The following is a 22,748-nucleotide window of genomic DNA, read 5'->3' on the forward strand; positions in this document are numbered from 1 at the left end:
CACTCAATTTTAAAACACCTCATGAGGTCTTTTTTCCTGAACAAGAGAGGGATGCCGCATGATTACTAAGATTGCACTTCGGAGTTGAATCCGCCTTCTTATAAAGCGCCTCTATTTTCGGAAGGTTATGATATACAAGATTTGATAAATACTCTTTTGCTCTTTTTTTGGGTAGATCTTTATCATTCAAAAATGTAGATACGGAGTATTTTTCTTGTTTTAGCTCCTTATCTATTTCGAATAGCTGTTTTAGTTGTAATGGTTCTGTTATCACGCGTGAAATAAGTGTGTCTGATAAATATGCTTCCATAGTAGCTATGCTCTGAACAAGAAGCATCCTGTTAAATACCTCGGTTTGATGCCTGTCGTTGATGTTTATTGATAGCATATTTTTAAGGCTTTCTATCGACGATGAAAAATATTGGTGGACTGACTGCTGACTTATGGTTGAGTACCACCAATAATCATTATGGCATTGCCATTCTTCATCTGATACGCAACCGTCACTAAATAAATATGGCGTTGAAGCCGCACCATGTTCTAGAGGTTCACCATCTACTGTTACTAAAACCAAACTGCCTCTGTTATTAACGTTTATGTCAAATATCTTCCCGCATGTAGGGCAATCAAGACTTTCTTCGCAGAAAGCTCCTTCACTTTCTTCCATGTTTGTATCTGGCACAGAAATCTCTTTATCGATTTTTGTATGGCATTTATTACATATAAACGAAAGCTTTGAGTACATAGTTAAAATATAAGTAGATCAATTGGTTTCCAAGGAACTTGGTAGATTGTGACGGGGATTGGACTGAGTTGCAACTCTGTCCGGGGTATAGATACTAGTACTCAGTCAGTATTGATCTGTCGAGTAAAAATCGTTCAACTCAGCGTAAATCCGCTCATCCTTCGACAAGCTCAGGACGAACGGATTTACTTTTACCTGACAAAATAAGAATGACTGCGTACTAGACATGAAACGCGGTAAGGTGCAATCCGTGGTGCGGTAAGTTGGGCAATTTTTATCGTTACCCAATATTTCGTACATTCGATGATGAACCTGCTATGGGTAAACCCGAAATATGCTGGTATATTGAACATTTGAATGTCGGGCATAAACGGCATGTCCGACAGGACTACCTTTAAGGGTCAACAAAAAAACCTGGAGAAACTATATGAAATTTAATGTGACAATCGACCGTGACGAGAATGGTATTTGGGTTGTCGAATGCCCATCCATCCCCGGTTGTGTTAGCCAAGGCGAGACTAAGGATGAGGCGTTAGAAAATATCCAGGATGCAATATACCAGTGCCTCCAGGTTCGCGCTGAACATGGATTGCCTTTGACTATTGAGACTCGGCAAATTGAGGTCGCAGCATAATGCCGCCTTCGCTACCTGTTCTAAGGGGACGCGAACTTGTCCTCGTGTTCGAGTCATTGGGATGGCGGGTTGCGCGGCAGAGTGGAAGTCATATCATCATGGTCAAAGAAGGAGAAACAATCACTTTGTCCATTCCCGATCATCGGGAGGTCGCAAAGGGTACACTCAGAAGCCTAATTCGCATGGCGGGTTTGACAGTAGCCGAGTTTATGGCTGCGCTGTAGGTTAGATAGGCGTTAGCCGAGTAGATTAGGTAACTGTTTCGTCTCCTGCATTTCGGCATCCGGTGATGGGGCAAAGTCGAGTAGGTCGGGCAACAGCTTTTTCGTTGCCCGACGTTCAGGTGTTCGATTACGGGAGGGCTATAGATAAACCTCAAATCTTTGTTTTTTTGAAACGGAAATGTCGGGCATAAACAGCATGCCCGACCCACATAACTACTACTCAAAAAACCGCCTCAAATACTCCCCCGTATGCGAAGCCGTATTTTCAGAAACCTGCTTAGGCGTCCCCTCTGCAACCAGCGTTCCGCCGCCATCGCCGCCTTCCGGTCCCATGTCGATGATCCAGTCCGCAGTCTTAATTACATCCAGATTATGCTCGATGACGATGACGGTATTGCCGTGATCGCGCAGGGTATGCAACACACCCAACAATTGCTTGATGTCGTGGAAGTGCAGGCCGGTGGTCGGCTCATCCAGGATGTATAAGGTCTTGCCGGTATCGCGTTTGGACAGTTCCTTGGCGAGCTTGACCCGCTGCGCTTCGCCGCCGGACAGGGTGGTCGCATTCTGCCCCAGGGTGATATAGCTTAAGCCTACCTCGACCAGGGTTTGTAATTTGCGGGCCAGCACCGGCACGGGTTTGAAAAACTCGGCCGCATCTTCGACGGTCATGTCCAGCACTTCATTGATGGTTTTGCCTTTGTAGCGTATCTCCAGCGTCTCCCGGTTGTAACGTTTGCCGTGGCAACTGTCGCAATGGACGAAAATATCCGGCAAAAAATGCATTTCGACTTTAATCACGCCGTCGCCTTTGCAGGCTTCGCAGCGGCCACCTTTGACGTTGAAGCTGAACCGGCCGGGCGTGTAACCGCGCGAACGCGCTTCCGGCGTCGCCGAAAATAATTCGCGTATCGGCGTGAACAGGCCGGTATAAGTGGCCGGATTCGATCTGGGCGTCCGGCCGATCGGGCTTTGGTCTATATCGACGACTTTATCGAAATGCTCCAGCCCTTCGATTGCGTCGCAAGGCGCGGGAATGACGCCGGCGCGGTTGATTAACCGCGCCGCATGGCAGTACAAGGTGTCGTTGATCAGCGTCGATTTGCCGGAACCGGAGACGCCGGTGACGCAGGTCAGCAGGCCGATAGGGAAGGTAATATCGACGTTCTTCAGGTTGTTGCCGTGCGCATTGCGGATAACGATCTGTTTGTCTTTATCGACGGGCGTTAGTTTTTCGGGAACGGTAATGCCGATTTTCCCCGATAGATATTGGCCTGTTAGCGAGTCTTTATTGTTGATGATGTCTTCCAACGTGCCTTGGGCAATGATCTGCCCGCCATGCACGCCTGCGCCGGGGCCTATATCGACGATATGCTGCGCCGAGCGGATCGCATCCTCGTCATGCTCGACCACGATCACGGTGTTGCCCAGGTCGCGCAGGCGGAACAAAGTGTTCAGCAAGCGCTGGTTGTCGCGCTGATGCAGGCCTATCGACGGCTCGTCCAGCACGTACATCACGCCGACCAGACCCGCGCCGATCTGGCTGGCGAGGCGGATACGCTGCGCTTCGCCGCCGGAAAGCGTGTCCGCGCTGCGATCCAATGTTAAATAGTCGAGGCCGACATTGACCAGGAATTCCAGTCGCTCCTGGATTTCCTTGACGATTTTTGCCGCAACTTCGCCGCGCTTTCCGCTTAGGTTAAGCTGCGAGAAGAAATCCAATGATTTGCGGATCGGGAAACGAGTCAGCTGGTGCAGCGGTAAGTCTTCAACAAATACATTCCTGGCCGAAACATTAAGTCTTGCACCCTCGCAAGCGTTACAGGGTTTGTTGGACAGATATTTGGCCAGTTCATCGCGCACCAGTAGCGAATCGGTCTCATGGTAACGCCGATCCATGTTGGCGATGATGCCTTCAAAACTGTGGCGTCTCTTCTTGACCGATCCGGTTCCGGCCATGAATTTGAATTCAATCTCCTCATGGCCGCTGCCGTACAGAATGATGTCCTGATGTTCTTTGGACAGTTCCGAGAACGGCGCTTCCGGGTCGAAGTTATAGTGCTTGGCCAGAGAGCAGATGATCTGGTAGTAATAGGCGTTGCGCCGGTCCCAGCCGCGAATCGCGCCGCCGGCAAGGCTGATGTCGGGGTTATGGATAATCAGCTCGGGATCGAAATGCTGGCGCACGCCCAGGCCGTCGCAACTGGTGCATGCGCCTTTCGGGTTGTTGAACGAGAAGATGCGAGGCTCAAGTTCGGACAGCGAGTAGCCGCAATGAGGACAGGCGTAACGCTCGGAAAACATCAGTTCGGTCGCATCATCGATGCAGGCGGCGATCGCAATGCCGTCGGCGATGCGCAGGGCCGTCTCGAAGGATTCGGACAGTCGTAAGGCGATGTCGTCGCGAATCTTGAAGCGGTCAACGATGACCTCGATGGTGTGTTTCTTTTTTAAATCCAGCACCGGCGGCTCGTCCAGGTCGTACACCGTGCCGTCAATCCGGGCGCGGATGAAGCCCTGTGCGCGCAGGTCGTCCAGCAGTTGGATATGTTCGCCCTTGCGGTCGTTGACCACCGGCGCCAGCAGCATCCAGCGCTGGTCGGGCGCTTGCGACAGCACATGATCGACCATTTGGCTGACGGTTTGCGCTTCCAGCGAGACATGATGTTCGGGGCAGCGCGGCGTACCGGCGCGGGCATAGAGCAATCTTAAATAATCGTAGATTTCGGTGATGGTGCCGACGGTGGAACGCGGGTTGTGCGAGGTGGATTTTTGTTCGATCGAAATGGCCGGGGACAAGCCTTCGATGTGGTCGACGTCGGGCTTTTCCATCATCGACAGGAATTGGCGGGCGTAGGTGGAAAGGGATTCCACGTAGCGTCGTTGGCCTTCGGCATAAATGGTGTCGAAGGCAAGCGATGATTTGCCCGAACCGGACAGCCCGGTGATGATGATGAGTTGATCTCTGGGCAGGTCAAGATCGATATTTTTCAGGTTATGCGTTCTGGCGCCACGAATGCTAATCGTATCCATTAATTAAGTCCGGCAATTTCAACAACCGTATAATATACGAGCAAAGCCGTATGAACACAAACGGCGCACACTAGCGGTTTTAAATAATGATCAACACATTAAATTCATTCGTTTTCAAATATATTCGATTTATCGAAATGGTCGGCGTGCTGATGCGCATTTTCAGCTTCTCGTTGGTCAGTTGGTTGGGCCCGGAAAGTCCGTTTATGTTTGTCTGGGCTTTTAACACCACGGATGCGGTGATACTTTCCTGGTGCTCGATACTCAAGAAGGACAGCGCCTATACCTTGCTGAACGTGTTTTGGATTATGGTCGGTATTGTCGGTATGGTGAGGGCCAGTCACATTTCAGCTGTTAATTTTAAAGCCGTCTGGTTGGACTTATTGACGCAGATTACAGCGCTGTTTAGTTAAAGCACAAATGAGCGGGTGCGATAAATAAAGCTTGTTATAATGTACGCCATTAAAATAATGAGATAAACCACCGGCTTAGTAAGGTTCGCAGTGCTTACCTATGCTGACGCTGGAAAACGGTGCGCGAGGCGTGCCCAACATTTCTTGATAATTCTGGTTCAAAAGGAGAAGCTGGTTTTGACAACAATGCAGGACATTACAAGTTCGATGACGTCATCGGAAAAACGCGCCACATGGTCGCTGGCAAGCATTTACGCGTTGCGGATGCTGGGGCTGTTTATGATTTTGCCGGTGCTGTCTTTATTCGCCGAGCAGCTTGAAGGTTCAACGCCTGCGCTGATCGGTCTGGCGATGAGTATTTACGGCTTGCCCCAGGTGCTGTTGCAAATCCCTTTCGGCCTGTTGTCGGATCGTTTCGGCCGTAAAAAAATGATCATTATCGGCTTGGTGCTGTTTTTGATCGGCAGCGTGATCGCGGCGCTGTCGACGACCATTTACGGGGTTTTAGTGGGCCGGGCTTTCCAGGGCGCCGGTGCGGTTTCGGCCGTCATTATGGCCTTGGTGGCCGATTTGACCCAGGAGGTTCACCGCACCAAAGCGATGGCGATTATCGGCATCAGCATCGGCGCGTCGTTCGGCGTCGGCATCATAGCCGGACCCGTTATTTCCGGCTTCGGCGGTGTGCAGGGCGTGTTTGGGGTGACTGCGGTGCTGACCTTGTTGGCTATCTTGGCGATTATTTTTGTCGTACCCGATCCGCAAAAGTCCAAATTGCACCGGGATGCGGAAGTCGTGCCCGAGGAAATGCTGCATGTGCTGAAAAATCCTGATCTGTTGCGCCTGAATTACGGCATCTTTACCTTGCACCTGATTTTAATGGCCATCTTTGTCGTGGTGCCGTCATTGATGAGGAAGGCCGGATTAGTGGCGGGGCATGAATGGATGGTTTATTTGCCGGTGTTTGTTATTTCAATGACATTCGCGGTGCCGTTCATCATCCTGGCAGAAAAGAAACGCAAAATGAAGCAGGTGTTTCTGGGCGCCATCGCGGTGCTGGTCATGGCTGAATTGGGTTTGTCGGCAGTTCAACAAAATTTGGCCGGGATTATCGGTTTCTTGTGGCTGTTTTTTTGCGGTTTCAACCTGCTGGAGGCGACATTGCCTTCCTTAATATCGAAGACCGCGCCTGCTGATTTGAAAGGCACCGCGATGGGCGCTTATTCAAGTTCGCAATTCATGGGGCTTTTCATGGGCGGGCTTGTCGGCGGCTGGTTTAACGGCCGGTTCGGGGTTACTGCGGTGTTTTTATTTTGCGCCGCAGCCGCGTTCAGCTGGTTGCTGGTGTCCTTATGGATGAAGCCTCCGCGCTATGTGGCGAACCTGCTGATAGCGCTGGAACAACTCAGCGAGCAGGACGCCAACGAATTTGCTGCCGAAATGCTTAAACTGAACGGTGTAGAGGAAATCACGCTGCATTATGAAGAAGCATTGGCTTATCTTAAAGTCGATAACCAGCAGCTGGATAAAGATCAATTGCAAGGTTTGATCGCGCAATACGTCAACGCATAATCGCGACAACAAGGGGAGAGAGATGCTTAATAAAGTGATGTTGATAGGAAGGCTGGGTGCAGACCCGGAAGTTCGTTACATGCCGAGCGGCGGGGCCGTTACGACGCTGAGTCTGGCGACTTCCAGGCGTTGGAAAGACCGGCAAACCGGCGAGCGCCGCGAAGAAACAGAATGGCATCGGGTGGTGATGTTTAATCGTTTGGCCGAAATTGCCGGCGAATATTTAAAAAAAGGCAGTCAGGCCTATATCGAGGGCCATATCCGCACCCGAAAATGGCAAGCTCAGGATGGCCAGGATCGCTATACGACCGAAATCGTAGCCGATTCCATGAACATGCTGGACAGCCGTAGCGGCGGCACTTCCGATTTTGGCGGCGACCATGCGCAGGGCGGATATTCCGCGCCTTCATCGAAACCCGCCAGCCAGCCGCAGCAATCGGCGCCGCAAAGCAGTCCCGGCTCCATGCCGCCGCCACCGCCGAATTACGACGATTTCGATGACGATATTCCGTTTTAGGATATACCCAATGCCGTATAGTTAAGCCGTTCGTGGTGAGCTTGTCGAACCATGAGCGGCTTAACGGCTTGTTCCGCTCCCCATTCGACAAGCTCATGGCAGGCTTCGACAGGCTCGGGGCGAACGGAACAAGTCTTAACCGAATTGCATTGATGATATACCTGGTTAGTTTTGTAAATATAAACACATAAGGCATTGTCCTTCATGATTCCTCTGTGAACAGAAGGCAAACCAAGCGATGACTGCATATTCGCATCGATTATTGAAATAATTCACCTGCGGTTTTATCGCCTGAACCGGACAAATAAAATAAACGGAATTCATGAACAAAGACCAACTCAAAAAGCTTGAAGCCGATTTGTGGAGCGCGGCGGACAAGCTGCGCGCGAACTCAGACCTCAAAGCCAGCGAATACTCGACCCCGGTGCTGGGGCTGATCTTCCTCAAGTTTGCCGACAATAACTATCGCCGCCATGAGGCGGAGATCATCGCCGAATACCAGGAACTTAAAGGTTCCCGCCGCGAGAAACCGGTTTCTGAAATCGCGATCGAGAAATGCGGCTTTTACCTGCACGACCATGCGCGCTACGACTACCTGCTGAACCTCCCGGAAGAAAAAGACATCGCCAAGGCGCTCAAGGAGGCGATGAAGCTCATCGAGGAATACAAGCCCGAACTCGAAGGCGTGCTGCCCAAGGACGAATATGCCGCGCTGACCCGCACCGACAAGACCCTGCCGCAATCGCTGCTGCGCACCTTCGCCGACATACCCGCCGATGCCACCGGCGATTTGTTCGGCCAGATTTACGAATATTTCCTGTCCGAATTCGCGCGCAGCGAAGGCCAAAAGGGCGGCGAGTTTTTCACGCCGCGCTCCGTGGTGCGGCTGATGGTCGAGATCATCGAGCCGCACGGCGGCAAAGTGTTCGATCCCGCCTGCGGCTCCGGCGGCATGTTTGTGCAGTCCGCCCAGTTCATCGCGGAACACCGCAAGGAGCTGAAAGGTTCGGAAAGCGGCGTGTACGTCTGCGGCCAGGAAAAAACGCGAGACACCGTCAACCTCGCTAAGATGAACCTCGCGGTCAACGGCCTGCGCGGCGAAATCAAGCAGGCCAACACCTACTACGAAGACCCGTACCAAAGTTTCGGCGCATTCGATTACGTGCTCGCCAATCCCCCGTTCAACGTGGACGACGTGAGCCTGTCCAGCGTGGAGAAAGACAGCCGCTTCAACACCTATGGCATCCCGCGCAACAAATCGAAAGTGAAGAAAGCCGACGAAGGCAAGGAAACCGTGCCCAACGGCAACTACCTGTGGATCAACCTGTTCGCCACCTCGCTTAAAGACCAAGGCCGCGCCGCGCTGGTCATGGCGAATTCCGCATCCGATGCGCGCCACTCCGAAGCCGACATTCGCAAGACGCTGATCGAACAGAACCTGATCTACGCGATGCTGACGCTGCCCTCGAATATGTTCTACACCGTCACGCTCCCGGCCACGCTGTGGTTTTTCGACAAGGCCAAGACCGACGACAAAATCCTGTTCATTGACGCGCGCAACATCTACACCCAGATCGACCGCGCCCACCGCGAATTCAGCGAAGAACATATCCAGAATATCGCCATCATCAGCCAGTTGCACAAAGGGCGGCGCGACAAATTCGTTCAGCTGATAGACCGCTACTTCGCGGCAGGCATGGAACGGCTAATCGAGAACAAAACCAAGGTCGAACCCGTCTCCGCGCAACTGCTCGAAGTGCTGGACGACGTAGGCGGCAAGCAGGCCGTGGGCGAACTGGTGCAGCAATGGGCGGGGCTGGCAAAACTTAAAACCCGTTACGAGAAATATCTGCAACAAAAACTGCCTGTCATTCCGAACGCATGCGAGGAATCTTCCGCGCCATACAAAATTTCTCCCGTTGGCCGAAATGACAACTCGGAAATTTACGTCATTAACAAGGCGCAGCAGCAATTGCGCGAGGCGTTTGATCCTTTCTTTGCCGCGCTGCATGAAGGTTTGAAACGACTGGATAAGACCGTGCGCCGACACGAGAAGCAACAGGCCGAACAAGCGAAGGCCGAAGGGAAACGCGCCACGACCGACCGCAAAACCCGCGTACTCAAGACCGCGCTGGAAGAATTGCATAAGGAAGTGAAGAACGCCGAAATTTTCTACCAGCATATCCACCGGTTGCAGGAGCGTTTTCCAAAGGCGGAATACGAAGATGTGACCGGCCTGTGCAAACTTGCCAGCCCGGCGGATGTAAAGGAGCAAGAATATTCGCTAAATGCGGGGCGCTATGTCGGCGTGGTGATCGAGGAGGATGGAAAAACTGAGGAGGAGTTTGTTGCCGATTTGCTGGCGATGAACGAAGAGCTGTTCAGTCTGAATGATGCGGCTCGGGAGCTGGAAAAAGTAATTAGCCACAACGTCGCGCAGATAGCTGGAGAAGGTTGATGCTGTGGGTTCGCGAGCCGCTTGGTGAGATTTGCCGAAAAGGTAGAGGCCGGATTCAGACTGGTCCTTTCGGTTCGCAACTACATGGATCTGACTATAGTACAGATGGCACACCTGTCGTTATGCCAGCCGATATAGCGGATGGGAAGGTCGCCATTACACGAATTGCGCGAGTAGCAGAGAATCACGTCGAGCGCTTGAAGCGACACAAGTTAGCCAAAGGTGACATCGTTTATGGTAGGCGTGGCGATATTGGGCGGCAAGCACTGGTTCGAGATGAAAACGTTGGCTGGTTGTGCGGAACCGGGTGCTTGAAGATAACACTTGGAAATGGACCTTTGTCTTATGAATTCCTTCACCGTTATCTTTCTACGAAGGCAGTGGTTAGTTGGATTGAAGGACAGGCAGTTGGTGCCACAATGCCAAACCTCAACACTGGCATTCTTGAACGCGTCCCGGTTTTTTATCCAGAAGACAGGGCAACTCAGAAAAAAATCGCGGCGACACTCACCGCATATGACGATCTGATCGAAAACAACCAGCGGCGCATCGCGCTGCTGGAAAAGATGGCCGAGGAAATCTACCGCGAATGGTTCGTGCGCATGCGCTTCCCCTGTCATGAAAATGCAAAGTTCAGCAAAGGTCTTCCAGCAGATTGGGATACCAAGCGAGTCAAAGAGATTGTCGTCCGAAAAGGCTTTGGTCGCATCTATCGTGAGGATGAGCTATCCGATGATGGGGAAGTCATCGTCATAGATCAATCGCGTGCGGATTGCTTGGGTTACTATGACGGTGAGCCGCAACACATGGCATCCCCTGATTCCCCCATCATTCTTTTTGGCGACCATAGTTGCAAAATGGTTTTGATGACGAAGCCGTTCTCTCTGGCTGAAAATGTAATTCCATTTATGCCTAAGCCAAAAGTGTCACCTTATTTTCTTTTTCACCTCGTTAAGGATTTGGCGAGAACGACCGAGTACAAGAGGCACTGGACTGATCTCACGAACAGAGAAGTCCTGGTTCCAAAGGAATCTCTGCAAGTCGAATTCGAGAACGTTGTTAAGCATAACCACGAACAAATTGAAGTGTTGCAACAGGCGATTCTTAAAGCTGAAAAAGTTCGCAACATGTTGCTCCCCCGCCTCATCTCCGGCAAACTCTCCGTCGAAAAACTCGACATCCAATTCCCGCCCGGCATGGAGGAGTTCGCCCATGAGCACTGACCACCAACAGCCCGTGACGGCAAGCGGCAACTTGCTCGGCGATATTCGCGCCATTCTTTTTCAGGCGCGGCAGAAGGCTTATTCGGCAGTCAATTTCGCCATGGTGGAATCATACTGGCACATAGGCCGCCGCATCTTCGAGGAGGAACAGCAAGGGCAGCAGCGCGCGGAATATGGCGCGAGTATTCTGCGCGAATTGTCGCGCAGCCTGAGCGGCGAATTCGGCAACGGCTTTTCTTATTCCAACCTGAAAAACTTCCGCCAGTTTTTCCTTACCTATCCCGATTATGGAAAAGGCTACGCACTGCGTAGCCAATTGAGCTGGACCCATTATCGCCTGATCATGCGGGTGGAGAATCCCTCGGCGCGGGACTTCTACATGAACGAGGCGGCTGATCAGAACTGGAGCTCGCGCGTTTTGGAACGTAATATCAATACGCATTTTTACGAGCGCCTGTTGACTTCGCCCGATAAGCGGGCTGCGCTGGAAGCGGCGGGCGCATCCGAACCGCACCAGCCGGGCGACTTCATCAAAGACCCTTACGTGCTTGAGTTTCTGGGCATCCCGGAAAGTCCGGCAACCTTGGAGCGGGACATCGAGCAGGCCATCATGGACAACCTGCAAAAATTCCTGCTGGAGATGGGCAAGGGCTTTGCCTTCATCGGTCGCCAGTTTCGCATCAGTACCGAAACCAGCCACTTTTACATCGATCTGGTTTTTTACAATTACCTGCTCAAGTGTTTCGTGCTGATCGACCTCAAGGCGGGTAAGCTGACGCATCAGGATGTTGGGCAGATGGATATGTACGTGCGTATGTTCGATGATCTCAAACGTCAGCCTGACGACAACCCCAGCATCGGCCTCATTCTGTGCTCCCAGCACGATGAAACGGTGGTGCGTTACTCGGTGCTCAAGGAGAGCGAGCAGTTGTTCGCGTCGAAATACCGGCTGGTTTTGCCGACGGAAGCAGAGTTGAAAGCGGAGATGGAGCGGGAGTTGAGGTTGTTGCCGGAGATGAAGGGTGCTGATAATGAATGACGAAGTAACCGTAGTGTGGGCTACGCCCACCATGACTGCCCTGTGCCCTTCGATGTTGCTCAGGAGAGCCTTGCCAAAGCGGTCTGGCATAGCCAGACAAGGCTTCTAGCTCTTATGCCTAACTTCATTTCCGAAGACCAAATCGAGCAAGCGCTGGTGCAGAAGCTCCAGCATCTGCACGGTTTCGACGCGCTCGACTGTTACACGGCTGACGCGGAAGATTTGAACGACGGCTCGAACCGCGCCAATAAACGCGATGTGATTTTGTCCGACCGGGTGCGGGAAGCTGCGATTCGCCTGAACCCGGACATCCCGGAAGCGGCCATAGACAGCGCGCTGGAAAAATTGCTCGACCGGCGGCAGGCAATGACTTTGATCGCCGCGAACCGGGAAATCTACGGACTGCTGCGCGACGGCATCCCGGTGGAATTCGACAACGCGCAGGGTGTGCGGCAGCAGGAGCTGGTGCGGTTGCTGGATTTCAACGCGCCGGACAATAACCGCTACTTGGCTGTCACCCAGCTCTGGATCAAGGGCGAGCGCGGCTTCCGCCGCCCGGATGTGTTGCTCTACGTCAACGGCATTCCGCTGGTGTTCATCGAGCTGAAAAACTCGAACGTGAAGTTGCGCAACGCCTATGACGACAACCTGACGACTTACAAGGCGGAGATTCCGCAGCTATTCCTGACCAATGCCTTTTGCGTGCTGTCCAACGCGATCGAGACCAAGGTGGGCAGCATCACGGCGGAGTGGGAGCATTTCTTCAACTGGTTGCGCGCGGATGACGAGAAGCAAAAAATCAACCGCGCCGCGATCCGCGAACAGGGCATCAGTCTGGAAGGCGTAATCGAAGGTTTGCTGCCGAGACGGAGGCTGCTGGATTACATGGAGAATTTCATTCTCTACTACAAGGACAGTTCGAAGATTATCGCGCAGAACCACCAGTTCATCGGCGTGAACCGGGCCTACGACGCCTTTCTCAGGCGCGATGAGCTGGCGGGCAAGCTGGGCGTGTTTTGGCACACGCAAGGCTCGGGCAAGAGTTTCTCGATGATTTTTTATGCGCGCAAAATCTTCCGCAAGCAGACCGGCAATTTTACCTTTGTGGTGGTGACCGACCGCGACGATCTGGACGGGCAGATTTATCGCAACTTCCTGAACACGCGCACGGTCAGCGAGGCCGAAGCCGCGCAGCCCAAGAACAGCGAGGAGATGCGCAAGTTCCTAGGGCAACACAAGCGCGTGGTGTTCACCCTGATACAGAAATTCCGTTGGGACAAGGGCAGAGAATATCCCGAGCTTTCGCCGAGCAACGAAATTATCGTGATTGTCGACGAGGCGCACCGCACACAATACAAGTCGCTGGCGGAGAATATGCGCAAGGGTTTGCCCAACGCGCAATACATGGCGTTCACCGGCACGCCGCTGCTGGGTCGCGAGCGCAAGACCAATGCCTGGTTCGGCGGTTACGTTTCCGAATACAACTTTCAGCAGTCCATGGACGACGGCGCGACGGTGCCGCTGTTCTACGAGAAGCGCGTGCCGGAAGTGCTGAACCAGAACGAGGGCTTGAGCGAGGAGTTTTACCAGATTCTGGAGGACGAGGATCTGGACGAGGCGCAGCAGGCCAAGCTGGAGAGGCGTTTTGCCAAAGAGGTCGAAGTCATCAAGCGCGACGACAGGCTGGAGAAAATCGCGCGCGACATCGTCTATCACTTCCCGCGGCGCGGCTATCTGGGCAAAGGGCTGGTGGTGTCGGTGGACAAATTCACCGCCGTGAAGATGCACGACAAGGTACAGCGGTTGTGGAAGGAAGAGATTAAAGACTTACGAGGACGCATCAGTAAATCGGCCAATGACATTGAGAAGAGGCGGCTGAGCCAGACCGTCGAGTACATGCGCTCGGTGGAAATGGCGGTGGTGGTCAGCGAAGACGCGGACGAGGAGAAGAAGTTTGCGGATCAGAAGCTGAACATCAAGCCGCACCGCGAGCGTATGAACAAGCAGGAGCACGGCCACGACATCGAATTCAACTTCAAGGATGAGCATGATCCGCTGCAACTGGTGTTCGTCTGCGCGATGTGGCTGACGGGCTTTGATGCGCCGACGCTTTCGACGCTGTATCTCGACAAGCCGATGCAGGGCCATACCCTGATGCAGACCATCGCCCGCGCCAACCGCGTCACGGCGAGGAAGGTCAACGGGGTGGAGAAGCGCAACGGCGAGATCATCGATTACTACAATGTGTTCCGCAATATGAAGCTGGCGCTGAAGGATTACGCGCAAGGCGGTGATGAGATTGATCCGCCGGTCAAGGAAAAGGCGGAGCTGTTCCGCCTGCTGGACGATGCGATTGAACAGGGTTTGGTGTTCTGTCACGAGAAAGAGGTTGCGTTGCGCGAGGTCTTGGACAGCGAGGATGTGTTCAACAAGCTCGGGCGGTTTAAGTCATTTGCCGACACCTTGCTGGCGAACGACGAATGGCGCAAGGGTTTCAACGTGTACGAGAACACCATCACATCATTGTATGAAGCGTGCAAGCCGGAAGTGCTGGGAGGCGGCAAGGGGCGCGAGGTTGCGGTGTTCCAGTATTTGCGCGGGGTGATAGACAGTCTCGTCGAGCAGACAGATATCGACAAGATCAGTTTGAAGATCGCCGAATTGCTGGATGAGAGTGTGGTGGTGAACGACTCGGAGGCATTCAAGGTGCGGCAATACAGCGCGGAATACCGGATCATCCAGAAGGGTAAGACCTGGGATCTCAGCAAGATCAACTTCGATAAGCTGCGCGAAGAGTTCAAGCAGGCAACCTACAAGAACATTGAAATCGCCGACCTGCGTGCTTTCCTGCAACGCAAGCTGGAGCTGATGCTGCAACAGAATGCGACGCGCACCGACTTTGCTCAGCGCTTGCAACAGATTATCGATACCTACAATTCAGGCGGCTCATCCACCGAGAACTCTTATGAAGACCTGATGAAATTCACCGAAGATTTGCGCACGGAAGACGAGCGGCACATTCGCGAGGGCCTGTCAGAAGACGAATTGGAACTGTTCGATCTGCTGAAGAAAGACAAAATGACGCAGGAGGAAACGCAGAACGTCAGGTTGGCGGCCAAATCTTTGCTGCACCGTTTGCTAGACGAGCATCCCAAGGTGCTGGTACAGGATTGGTATAAGGATACGCAGACCCAAAAGCAGGTGCGCTCTGCTGTCGAGAAGGTGCTGGACACCAATCTGCCGGAAAGCTACGACCGGGTGTTATTCCGGGAGAAGTGCGACAACGTGTTTTACCTGATGCTAGACTATGCCTGTCACGGCAGGAAGTGGGTGGCTTAGTGAATGAAGGTAATGCGAACAGGGCGCCACCGTTTTAAATTAAGTCTTTGGGAGTGGTTAAAGCCGTCTGCAATTCCCTCCGTAAACTTTAAATTTCCAAAAAACGCTCAAATTCCTCCAGCGGCATTGCCTTGCCGAGCAGGTTGCCCTGATAGGCATGGCAGCCGTGACGTTTCAGGAATGCGCGTTGCTGTTCCGTTTCCACGCCTTCGGCAATGATGTCCATGCCTAGATTGTTGGCCATGCCGATGATGGTTTGCACGACCACCGTGTCGGCAGGTTTGATCCCGATGTTGCGCACGAAAGACTGGTCGATTTTAAGTTGATCGAATGGCAGTTGCGTCAGGTAGGTCAGTGATGAATAGCCGGAGCCGAAATCATCCAATGAGAAGCCCACGCCGAGTTCTTTGAGTCTCTGCATTTTGGTAAGGGTGTCGTAGATGTTGTCGAACACCAGACTTTCGGTAAATTCGAGTTTGAGTCGGTTTGCGTCGATTGCGGCTTTGTCCAGCAGGGTGCATATTTGCTCGATAAAACCGATGTGATGAAATTGACGCGCACTGATGTTAACGGCAAGCTGTAAATGCCGGGTGTGTGCATGATCTTGCCACAATTTAAGTTTGGCGCAGGCGGCTTCCAGTACCCAGCGCCCAATAGACTCTATCAGTCCGCTTTCTTCAGCCAGTGGAATGAACTCCAGCGGCGAGATAAAGCCGCGTTCAGGGTGTTCCCAACGCAACAGCACTTCGGCGCCGATGGTGAGGCCGTCGTGGCGCGCTTGTCGCTGAAAATAGAGTTTGAGTTGATTTTTCTCCAGTGCAAAGCGCAAATCCGCTTCCAGGGAGGCGCGAGCCGTAACCGTCTCTTGCATGTCCTGATCGAAGAAGCGCAAGGTGTTGCGGCCTGCGGCTTTGGCGCCATACATGGCGGTATCCGCCCGTTTCAGCAGTGTATTGATAGTATGCTGATGATCGATGTACAGTGTAATGCCGATGCTTGGGGTGCTTTTGTACTCGTGGTTGCTGAGTTGAAAGGACTGATTCAATGAAATAAGGATTTTCTCGCCGATGGTCTTGGCTTTTGCAGTGGCTTCTTCTGTATTTTCGCTCAGGTCTTCCAGCATTATTATGAATTCGTCGCCGCCTTGGCGAGACACGGTGTCGCCCTCTCTTACGCAGGCAATAAGGCGCTTTGCGACCTGTTGCAATAGGATGTCGCCCATATCGTGGCCCAGATTGTCATTAAGCGATTTGAAGTTATCCAGGTCAATGAATAGCAATGCGCCGTATTTTTCACTGCGCGAACTGGCCGCCAATGCTTGCTGTAATCTGTCCAGCAGCAGTCTCCGGTTCGGCAAGGAAGTCAACGGGTCGTAGTAGGCCAGTTGCTTGATTTCTTCTTCCGAGGCTTTGCGTTCGGATATATCGGTATGTAAACCGACATAGTGAGTGATGACGCCTTCGCTGTTTTTCACCGCGTTGATGGTTAGCCATTTGGGATAGATCTCACCGTTTTTGCGCCGATCCCAGATTTCACCCTGCCAGGAACCGGTACGATTGATACAGTTCCACATTTCGGCGTAAAAGGTCTCGTTGTGACGCCCCGAGTTGAGGATATGCGGCGTCCGGCCGATCAGTTCGTCGGCTCTGTACCCGGTGATGTCGGTGAAAGCCCGGTTGACCTGTAAAATCACTTTATCGGCGTCGGTGATCATGATGCCTTCCTGGGCCTCAAAGGCGACGGCGGCTAGGCGCAATTGCTCTTCGGCATACACGTTTTTGCTGATGTCGGTCAGCGTAATGCGTAGCGCCGGGGTTTTGTCTTCAGTCATTACCGGCAGGCAGTCCAGATGGGCATGAAAGTGACTGTCGCCGCGTTTCAGCAGCAGTTCAAAATTTTTCAGTTCTCCCTCGTGTCGGAGGGCGGATTTGAGCAGAAGACGCCAGCGGTCGCTATCTTGATGCGCGACCAAAGTTGCGAGCTGGCAGTTGAGCAGATTATTGCGTTCCAGTCCGAACAGCCGGGCGGCGGTAAGATTGAGCTCGACAATCCTGCCGTCAGGGGCGAGGGTAAGATAGCCAACGGGGGCGAACTCATAAAGGTCCAGGTAACGGTTATGGGCTGTTTCCAAGGCGGCTCTGATGCGCTGTAACTCTTCGTTTTGCATCTCCAGTTCAATTTGATGCGCCCGAAGCTCGTTCAGCAGTTCTTCTACGGAATGAGACGGCGGCCCGGCCGGCCGGTCTCCGGTCTCTGTATGCAGCTTTGGCCGTTGTTCCATTTCGGTGGGTTTGTTTGGCACGTAAGCTCCTTACTGTCTATACAACCGACGCGGCTAAAAAAGCGGCTGTTGTCATATTTAAGTGTCTGTAGCATAGGAGGATCGGTGTCGCCAAGCAATAAGCGTAATTACTTAGCGGGCGAGTCATCTATTGGTCCGTGACCTGGTTTTGATGCGCCGGAGCGATGAACAGGTTACGGTCTATCTTCGTGACTGTTGATGACGCAAATAGAAAATGCCGATGCCTGTAAGTAATCGCGATAAAAGTCAATGAATTGATTACGCATGATTTTTGCGTTATTGCATTTGTTAAAAAGACTTTCCGGTAAGCCTCGCTGCTGTTGAGAATGCCCGGTTTTTGTGGTTTAATGCCAGCGTTTTACGTCTTAATGCGCCTCTTGTTTTATTTGTATTTGAAATGAAAGGATGGTTTCGCCGCAACTTGATTGGAGAGCAGGCTATTAACTATGCAATTTATTATTAAAAAAGGTTTGGATCTACCGATTACCGGGGAGCCTGAACAAGTTATTGAGGATGGCAATAAGGTTAAGTCCGTTGCTATTCTGGGAACAGATTATGTAGGTATGAAGCCTACAATGCTGGTTAGCGAAGGTGATGAGGTCAAACTTGGGCAGATACTCTTTGCCGACAAGAAGAATCCCGGCGTGAACTTTACTTCGCCCGGAGCGGGTGTCGTTAAGTCCATTAATCGCGGCGCCAAGCGGGTTTTGCAGTCTGTTGTGATAGAACTGAAAGGAACGGCGCAGGAGTCGTTTGCAAAATACAAGGCTTCCGAATTAAATGATTTGTCGGCAGAGCAGGTTAAAGAGAACCTGTTGGCGTCGGGGCTGTGGACATCGTTACGCACACGCCCTTACGGCAAAGTCCCTGCTGTAGACAGCAAGCCCCGTTCTATTTTTGTTACGGCAATCGATACCAGTCCGTTAGCCGCAGACCCTGCGGTTATCATTAAGGATCGAGGCGATGATTTTGCCAATGGCTTGGCGGTTATCGCCAAGCTGACAGAAGGCAAGACATACGTTTGTAAGGCGACCGGCGCCGATATTGCTACCGGTAATGCGCCGGTAACCGTTGCCGAGTTTTCCGGTCCCCATCCTGCCGGACTGCCAAGCACTCATATTCACTTGATTGACCCCGTCAGCATCGATAAGTTTGTCTGGCACCTGAATTATCAGGCGGTGATCGCAATCGGCGCATTATTTACCACCGGTAAAATCAATGTCGAACGCGTTGTTTCATTAGCTGGGCCTACGGTTAAAAAACCGCGCTTGATTCGTACCCGTGTCGGCGCCAACACTAACGATTTGGTTGCAGGTCAATTGGAAGAAGTCGAAAACCGGGTGATTTCCGGTTCTGTGCTGTACGGACATCTTGCGGCGGATTGGGCGGCCTTTTTGGGTTGTTACAGCACTCAAGTTTCAGTATTGCAGGAAGGTCGCGCTCGCGAGTTATTCGGCTGGATTGTTCCAGGCAAAAACAAATACTCGGCGCTCAATGTTTACACATCCAGCGTTGATCGTAAGTTGAACCGTAAGTTTCCATTAACAACCGACAAAAACGGCAGCAACCGGGCGATTGTTCCTGTTGGCGTTTATGAAGCCGTCATGCCGCTGGATATTTTGCCTACACCGCTGTTAAAAGCGTTGGTTGTGGGTGATTCCGATCAGGCTCAATTATTAGGCTGTTTGGAATTGGATGAGGAAGATGTGTCCTTATTTACGTTTGTGGATCCCGGTAAACACGACTTTGCTCCTGTTTTGAGAGCGAACTTAACTAAAATTGAGAAGGAAGGATAATGTCGCCTAGAGAAATTTTAGACAGCATGGAGCCGTATTTCACCAAGGGTGGGCGGTTCGAAAAGTATTACGGCCTCTACGAGATGGTCGATACTTTTATCTATACGCCGGCTGATGTGACGCGCGGCACCACGCACGTTCGTGACGGTAATGACCTGAAGCGAACCATGACTTTTGTCGTGATCGCAACGTTTTTTTGTATTTTGATGGCCTTGTATAACACCGGCTATCAGGCCAATTTAGCTATGGCAAATATGGGCTTGGAACAAGCTCAGGATTGGCGTCGTATTCCGATGATGATCTTCGGCTACAACACGGCCAATCCGTTTTCCAACCTGGTTCACGGCGCCTTGTATTTTCTGCCTATTTATATAGTTACGTTGGCTGTCGGCGGCGTGTGGGAAGTATTGTTCGCGACCGTTCGCGGTCATGAAGTGAACGAAGGCTTTTTGGTGTCTTCAATGTTGTACACATTGATTATGCCGCCCGATATGCCTTTATGGCAGGTCGCTTTGGGTATTTCTTTCGGTATCGTTATCGGCAAGGAAGTATTCGGTGGCACCGGTAAAAACTTCTTGAATCCTGCGTTAACCGGACGGGCGTTTTTATATTTTGCGTATCCTGCGTCTATTTCGGGCGATGCCGTCTGGGTTGCGGTTGACGGCTATACAGCTGCGACGCCTTTAGGTTTGGCGGCGAACGGCGGTCTTGATGCGGTTTACGCGGCTAATTACAGCTGGATGCAAAGCTTTTTCGGCTTTGAACCGGGCTGTCTGGGCGAAACTTCAACACTGGCTATTTTTATCGGCGCGGCATTTTTGTTGTACACCAAGGTGGCTTCGTACCGCATCATGGGCGGCGTATTTGCCGGTATGGTGGCGACTTCGTTGCTGTTCAATGTGATCGGCAGCGACACCAATCACATGTTTGCGATCCCCTGGTACTGGCATTTGACGATGGGCGGCTTCGCTTTCGGTATGGTTTATATGGCGACCGATCCGGTCAGTGCGGCGATGACCGATACCGGCCGCTGGATATTCGGGGCTTTGGTCGGGACTATGACGGTTTTAATCAGGGTTGTTAACCCGGCATTCCCGGAAGGTATTATGCTGGCAATTCTATTTTCCAACATGTTCGCGCCTACGATTGATTATTTTGTCATTCAGGCCAATATCAGAAGAAGGGTGAAGCGTCATGCTTAATGAAAATACTCAAAATGCCGGTCAAGGAAAGCTTTGCGCTGCGCTTGAGAAATGTGAACATTATCAAAAGTTTCGTGCGGCGCTTGATAAGTGCGAGCATTACCAAAAATTTAAGGCTTACTGCGTCAAGGTTCTGGCCTTAAGCAATGATAGCCTAGAAAAAACCATCGCCATTGCGGTGGCATTATGTTTGGTTTGCGCGGTATTGGTATCGATGGCGGCGGTTGCCTTAAGACCGCTACAAGTCAATAACAAAGAACTGGACATGAAAAGAAACATCCTGGATGTTGCCGGTTTGCTGACTGAAGGCAGTGATATTGATAAAGCCTTTGCGGAAAGGATCGAATCGAAGCTGGTTAATCTGGAAACAGGCGATTATGTGGATAGCATGAACGCCGACGAGTACGACCAACGCAAAGCGGCGAAAGATCCTGCGCAAAGCGTCGCGATTCCTAAAGACAAAGACATTGCGCATATCCGTGTTAAGGCGAAAGTCGCTAAAGTCTTTTTGGTGAAAGAGGGCGGTGCAATCAAATCGATTATTTTGCCTATCAACGGTTATGGATTGTGGTCGACTTTGTACGGCTTTTTATCTTTAGATCCCGATGGTCAAACCGTACAGAGTATCAATTTCTATGATCAGGCGGAAACTCCGGGATTGGGTGGTGAAGTGGTTAATCCTGCTTGGCGTGCGTTATGGAAAGGTAAAAAAGTCTATGCCGAAACGGATCAGCCTTCCCTGGAGAAAGGCTTGATAGAAGAAGCTGATATAGGTGAGCCTGCGTTGAGCTTGATTAAGGGCGCGGTTGATAACACCAAGCCAGGCTCTGAGTATCAGGTTGACGGGCTTGCGGGCGCATCGCTGACCAGCACCGGCGTAACCAATTTAATTAGATATTGGATGAGTAAAGAAGGCTTTGCGCCGTATTTGGCAAAAGTCAGAACGGTTAAAGGAGCGAAATCATGAGCGAAATTTTAAATGACGAAACTAAAAAAGTATTGATCGAGCCGCTGATTGAAAACAATCCCATCACCTTGCAGGTGTTGGGTATCTGTTCGGCGTTGGCGGTTACTTCACAAATGTCCACTTCGCTGATTATGGCGTTGGCATTGACGATGGTGACGGCATTTTCCAGTGCGGCAATCAGTGCTATTAGAAACCATATTCCCAGCAGCATACGGATTATCGTGCAGATGACCATTATCGCTTCTTTGGTTATTGTGGTGGATCAACTCTTGAAAGCGTTTGCTTATGAAATCAGCAAGCAATTATCGGTGTTTGTCGGTTTGATTATTACCAACTGTATCGTGATGGGGCGCGCTGAAGGCTATGCGATGAAAAATCCGCCTTTGGAAAGTTTTATCGACGGTATCGGTAACGGCTTGGGCTACAGTTTGATTTTGATTATCGTGTCTTTTGTCCGTGAGCTATTGGGCTCGGGCAAATTGCTGGGGATTGAAATCTTGCCTTTGATAAAAGATGGCGGCTGGTATCAACCCAATGGTTTGATGTTGTTGCCTCCTAGCGCATTCTTTTTAATCGGTCTGCTTATTTGGGCGGTGCGCCAATGGAAACCGGGGCAACGGGAACAAGTGGAATTTAAAATTATGTCGATTGCTCACGGTGAAGGAGGGCATCACTAATGGAAGCCTATATCAGCCTATTTATAAAGGCCGTATTTATTGAAAACTTGGCGCTGTCCTTCTTTTTGGGCATGTGTACTTTTATCGCGGTCTCGAAAAAAATATCCACTGCAATGGGTTTAGGCATTGCGGTTATGATGGTGCAAATTATCACCGTGCCTGCGAACAACCTGATCTATCACGCGCTGCTAAAAGAAGACGCGCTGTCATGGATGGGCGTTAAGGGCGTGGATTTGAGCTTTTTGGCGCTGTTAAGCTGTATCGGCGTGATTGCCGCTTTAGTACAGATTCTGGAAATGATTTTAGATAAATTCTTTCCGGCCCTGTACCACGCGTTGGGTATTTTCTTGCCTCTGATTACAGTAAACTGCGCCATTTTGGCGGGTAGCTTGTTCATGATCGAGCGCGACTACAATTTTCCTGAAAGTGTCACTTACGGCGTTGGCAGTGGTTTTGGTTGGGCGTTGGCGATCACCGTTATGGCGGGTGTACGCGAGAAACTCAAATACAGTGATATACCGGCCGCCTTACAAGGCCTGGGCATTACTTTTATTACCGCGGGTCTGATGTCGCTTGGCTTCATGGCTTTTTCTGGCATCCAACTTTAAAC

The 22,748-nt window shown here is 51.6% G+C and carries 17 protein-coding genes; 14 read left to right on the plus strand and 3 right to left on the minus strand.

Annotated features, from left to right (window positions below; genetic code table 11):
• Nucleotides 1-19: 19 nt before the first annotated feature.
• Nucleotides 20-667, minus strand: a complete 648-nt coding sequence (locus tag B0F88_RS14235; RefSeq protein WP_104424602.1) for a hypothetical protein — start codon at nt 665-667, stop codon at nt 20-22.
• A 505-nt stretch (nt 668-1,172) separates the two neighbouring features.
• Here B0F88_RS14235 and B0F88_RS14240 point away from each other — a divergent pair.
• Both B0F88_RS14240 and B0F88_RS19945 read left to right on the plus strand, forming a co-directional pair.
• The gene (locus B0F88_RS14240; protein WP_104424603.1) at nt 1,173-1,379 is read left to right on the plus strand and encodes a type II toxin-antitoxin system HicB family antitoxin; all 207 of its coding nucleotides are present in this window, start codon (nt 1,173-1,175) and stop codon (nt 1,377-1,379) included.
• Nucleotides 1,379-1,603 (plus strand): type II toxin-antitoxin system HicA family toxin, encoded by a 225-nt coding sequence (locus tag B0F88_RS19945; protein WP_104424604.1) that lies wholly within the window; start codon nt 1,379-1,381, stop codon nt 1,601-1,603. The genes B0F88_RS14240 and B0F88_RS19945 overlap by 1 nt, the downstream gene beginning before the upstream one ends.
• A gap of 216 nt (nt 1,604-1,819) precedes the next feature.
• Here the strand turns inward: B0F88_RS19945 and uvrA are convergent, their stop codons facing one another.
• Complete coding sequence (gene uvrA / locus B0F88_RS14250) at nt 1,820-4,636, minus strand: excinuclease ABC subunit UvrA (RefSeq protein ID WP_104424605.1); 2,817 nt, start codon at nt 4,634-4,636, stop codon at nt 1,820-1,822.
• Between the two features lie 86 nt (nt 4,637-4,722).
• Between uvrA and B0F88_RS19565 the strand changes: the two genes are divergently transcribed.
• The 7 genes from B0F88_RS19565 to B0F88_RS14290 all read left to right on the plus strand — a co-directional run bounded on the left by B0F88_RS19565 (nt 4,723) and on the right by B0F88_RS14290 (nt 15,194).
• A complete protein-coding gene (locus B0F88_RS19565; protein ID WP_219820866.1) occupies nt 4,723-5,049 on the plus strand; it encodes a hypothetical protein in 327 nt (108 codons plus the stop codon).
• Between the two features lie 186 nt (nt 5,050-5,235).
• Nucleotides 5,236-6,618 (plus strand): MFS transporter, encoded by a 1,383-nt coding sequence (locus B0F88_RS14260; protein ID WP_104424606.1) that lies wholly within the window; start codon nt 5,236-5,238, stop codon nt 6,616-6,618.
• 22 nt (nt 6,619-6,640) lie between these two features.
• Complete coding sequence (ssb, locus tag B0F88_RS14265; protein ID WP_104424607.1) at nt 6,641-7,135, plus strand: single-stranded DNA-binding protein; 495 nt, start codon at nt 6,641-6,643, stop codon at nt 7,133-7,135.
• 322 nt (nt 7,136-7,457) lie between these two features.
• Nucleotides 7,458-9,593: a type I restriction-modification system subunit M gene (locus B0F88_RS14275; protein ID WP_104424609.1), complete on the plus strand. Its 2,136-nt coding sequence runs from the start codon at nt 7,458-7,460 to the stop codon at nt 9,591-9,593.
• Nucleotides 9,593-10,816, plus strand: coding sequence for a restriction endonuclease subunit S (locus tag B0F88_RS14280; protein ID WP_104424610.1), 1,224 nt, complete (start codon nt 9,593-9,595; stop codon nt 10,814-10,816). The genes B0F88_RS14275 and B0F88_RS14280 overlap by 1 nt, the downstream gene beginning before the upstream one ends.
• On the plus strand, nt 10,806-11,855 hold the full coding sequence (locus tag B0F88_RS14285; protein ID WP_104424611.1) for a PDDEXK nuclease domain-containing protein: 1,050 nt from the start codon (nt 10,806-10,808) through the stop codon (nt 11,853-11,855). Before B0F88_RS14280 ends, B0F88_RS14285 begins: the two co-directional genes overlap by 11 nt.
• A 114-nt stretch (nt 11,856-11,969) precedes the next feature.
• A complete protein-coding gene (locus B0F88_RS14290) occupies nt 11,970-15,194 on the plus strand; it encodes a type I restriction endonuclease subunit R (RefSeq protein WP_104424612.1) in 3,225 nt (1,074 codons plus the stop codon).
• Between the two features lie 88 nt (nt 15,195-15,282).
• Here B0F88_RS14290 and B0F88_RS14295 read toward each other — a convergent pair whose 3' ends face one another.
• Complete coding sequence (locus B0F88_RS14295; protein ID WP_104424613.1) at nt 15,283-17,496, minus strand: putative bifunctional diguanylate cyclase/phosphodiesterase; 2,214 nt, start codon at nt 17,494-17,496, stop codon at nt 15,283-15,285.
• 446 nt (nt 17,497-17,942) lie between these two features.
• Between B0F88_RS14295 and B0F88_RS14300 the strand changes: the two genes are divergently transcribed.
• From B0F88_RS14300 to nqrE, 5 genes are read left to right on the plus strand one after another with little or no spacing between them, the layout of a single operon-like run.
• Nucleotides 17,943-19,292 carry a Na(+)-translocating NADH-quinone reductase subunit A gene (locus B0F88_RS14300; protein ID WP_104424614.1) on the plus strand — a complete coding sequence of 450 codons (1,350 nt, stop codon included), beginning with the start codon at nt 17,943-17,945 and terminating at the stop codon, nt 19,290-19,292.
• Complete coding sequence (locus tag B0F88_RS14305) at nt 19,292-20,494, plus strand: NADH:ubiquinone reductase (Na(+)-transporting) subunit B (RefSeq protein WP_104424615.1); 1,203 nt, start codon at nt 19,292-19,294, stop codon at nt 20,492-20,494. The genes B0F88_RS14300 and B0F88_RS14305 overlap by 1 nt, the downstream gene beginning before the upstream one ends.
• Nucleotides 20,487-21,461: a Na(+)-translocating NADH-quinone reductase subunit C gene (locus B0F88_RS14310; RefSeq protein WP_104424616.1), complete on the plus strand. Its 975-nt coding sequence runs from the start codon at nt 20,487-20,489 to the stop codon at nt 21,459-21,461. Before B0F88_RS14305 ends, B0F88_RS14310 begins: the two co-directional genes overlap by 8 nt.
• Entirely contained in the window at nt 21,458-22,138 is a 681-nt protein-coding gene (locus tag B0F88_RS14315; protein ID WP_104424617.1) for an NADH:ubiquinone reductase (Na(+)-transporting) subunit D, read from the plus strand. The genes B0F88_RS14310 and B0F88_RS14315 overlap by 4 nt, the downstream gene beginning before the upstream one ends.
• The gene (gene nqrE / locus B0F88_RS14320) at nt 22,138-22,746 is read left to right on the plus strand and encodes an NADH:ubiquinone reductase (Na(+)-transporting) subunit E (protein ID WP_104424618.1); all 609 of its coding nucleotides are present in this window, start codon (nt 22,138-22,140) and stop codon (nt 22,744-22,746) included. Before B0F88_RS14315 ends, nqrE begins: the two co-directional genes overlap by 1 nt.
• Nucleotides 22,747-22,748 lie beyond the last annotated feature (2 nt).

Source organism: Methylobacter tundripaludum (genome assembly GCF_002934365.1).
Classification (GTDB): Bacteria; Pseudomonadota; Gammaproteobacteria; order Methylococcales; family Methylomonadaceae; genus Methylobacter_A; species Methylobacter_A tundripaludum_A.